Raw genomic sequence first — 1,824 nt, 5'->3', positions numbered from 1 at the left:
CGGGGCCGCCGAGAGTGCGGTGATGTCCGGTCAGGGCGGCCCATCGCCGCGCATCGCCGCGATGTCGGGACCGCGCGGGCCAGGCGCAACCCGGCGGGGCGCCACCCCGTCGGCGGACCGCGGCGCCCCCGCCGGCGTGCGGGGCTACAGCCGGCCGGCGTCCACGACGCGGCGCAGGAACTGCTGGGTCCGGGCGACGGTCGGCTCCCCGAGCACCTGGGCGGGCGGGCCCTCCTCGACGAGGCGGCCGCCGTCGAGGAAGCAGACGTGGTCGGCGACCCGCCGGGCGAAGCCCATCTCGTGCGTGGCCATGAGGATGGTCGCCCCGCCCTCGGCGAGCTCGCGGACCAGCGCCAGCACCTCGCCGACGAGCTCGGGGTCCAGCGCGGAGGTGACCTCGTCGAGCAGCAGCACGCGGGGCTCGACCGCCACCGCGCGGGCGATCGCCGCCCGCTGCTGCTGACCGCCCGACAGCCGGTCGGGGTAGGCGTCGGCCTTGTCGAGCAGCCCGACCCGGGCCAGCAGCTCCTCGGCGCGGGCGTCCGCCTGGTCGGCGGGCACGCCGTGGACCACCCGCGGGGCCAGCGTGATGTTCTGCCGCACGGTCATGTGCGGGAACAGGTTGTAGGCCTGGAACACCACCCCGAACCGGCTCCGCACCGCGTCGGCGTCCACGCCCGGGTCGGTGATGTCCTGCCCGTCCAGGAGCACCTGCCCGTCGGTCACCGGCTCCAGCAGGGCGGCGCAGCGCAGCAGCGTCGACTTGCCCGACCCGGAGGAGCCGATGAGCGCGACCACCTCGTGCTCGCCCACGGTGACGTCGATGCCGTGGAGCACCGGGGTGTCGTCGTAGTGCTTGACCAGGCCGCGGACGTCGAGGACGACCTCGCGCCCGCGGGTCGGCCCCTGCGGCAGGGACAGGTCGGCGCTCACAGGACCGCCCCCGCCTGCTCGCGGCGGGTGGCGCGGATGCTCACCCAGTCCGCCAGGCGCGCGGTCGGCACCGACAGCAGGACGAACAGCAGGGCGACGACCACGTACGGCGTGAAGTTGAACCCGTCGAGCTGGGCGATCTGCGCCGCCCGCACCGCGTCGACCGCGCCGAGCAGCGAGATGAGCCCGACGTCCTTCTGCATGGCGACGAAGTCGTTGAGCAGCGGCGGCATCACCCGGCGGACGGCCTGCGGGAGGACGACCAGCCGCATCGACTGCGCGTAGGACAGGCCGAGCGACCGGGCACCGAGCCGCTGGCTCGGGTGCACGGTCTCGATGCCGGCCCGGAACACCTCCGAGACGTACGCGGAGTACGTGAGGACGATGGCCGTCGTGCCGAGCACCACCGAGCTGATCCGGCCGTCGGTGAAGCGCAGCGCCGGCACCCCGAAGCCGACGATGTACAGCAGGACGATGAGCGGGACCCCGCGGAACAGGTCGACGTAGCCGGTGGCCAGCAGGCGCAGCGGCAGCCACACCGGCCCCCGCAGGGTGCGGACCACCGCGACGAGCATGCCGAGCACGAGGGTGAGGACCGCGGCGACCGCCAGCACCCGCACGTTGAGCCAGAGCCCGCGCAGGATGCCGGGCAGCGACGAGGCGGCGACCTGCGGGTCGAGGAACGCCGCCTGCACCCGCGGCCACCCGGGCGCGCTCGTCACGCCCACCCACAGCAGCACCGCGAAGGCGAGGGTGCTCACCAGCGCGGTCAGGGTGGAGCGCCGCGCGCGGCGGGTGCGCTCCTCGCGCCGGCGCAGCTCCAGCGACGACGGCGGGGTCGCGAGGGACGCGGCGGTCCCCGCCGCCGGGCCGCTGCCGCCGCGGCGGGTG

Annotated in this window: 2 protein-coding genes; both read right to left on the bottom strand. The window is 75.7% G+C overall.

Features of this window, described 5'->3' with window-relative positions:
* Positions 1 to 144: 144 nt before the first annotated feature.
* The gene (locus WCS02_RS20080) at positions 145 to 933 is read right to left on the bottom strand and encodes an amino acid ABC transporter ATP-binding protein (protein ID WP_376983586.1); all 789 of its coding nucleotides are present in this window, start codon (positions 931 to 933) and stop codon (positions 145 to 147) included.
* Positions 930 to 1,824 (bottom strand): amino acid ABC transporter permease (locus tag WCS02_RS20075; protein ID WP_340296069.1); only part of this gene is annotated, 895 nt, incomplete at its 5' end. The genes WCS02_RS20080 and WCS02_RS20075, both read right to left, overlap by 4 nt.

It is taken from the genome of Aquipuribacter hungaricus, assembly GCF_037860755.1.
Lineage (GTDB): Bacteria > Actinomycetota > Actinomycetes > Actinomycetales > JBBAYJ01 > Aquipuribacter > Aquipuribacter hungaricus.
Note: the sequence above shows the minus strand (reverse complement) of the source record. Positions and strands in the feature narration are given on the sequence as shown.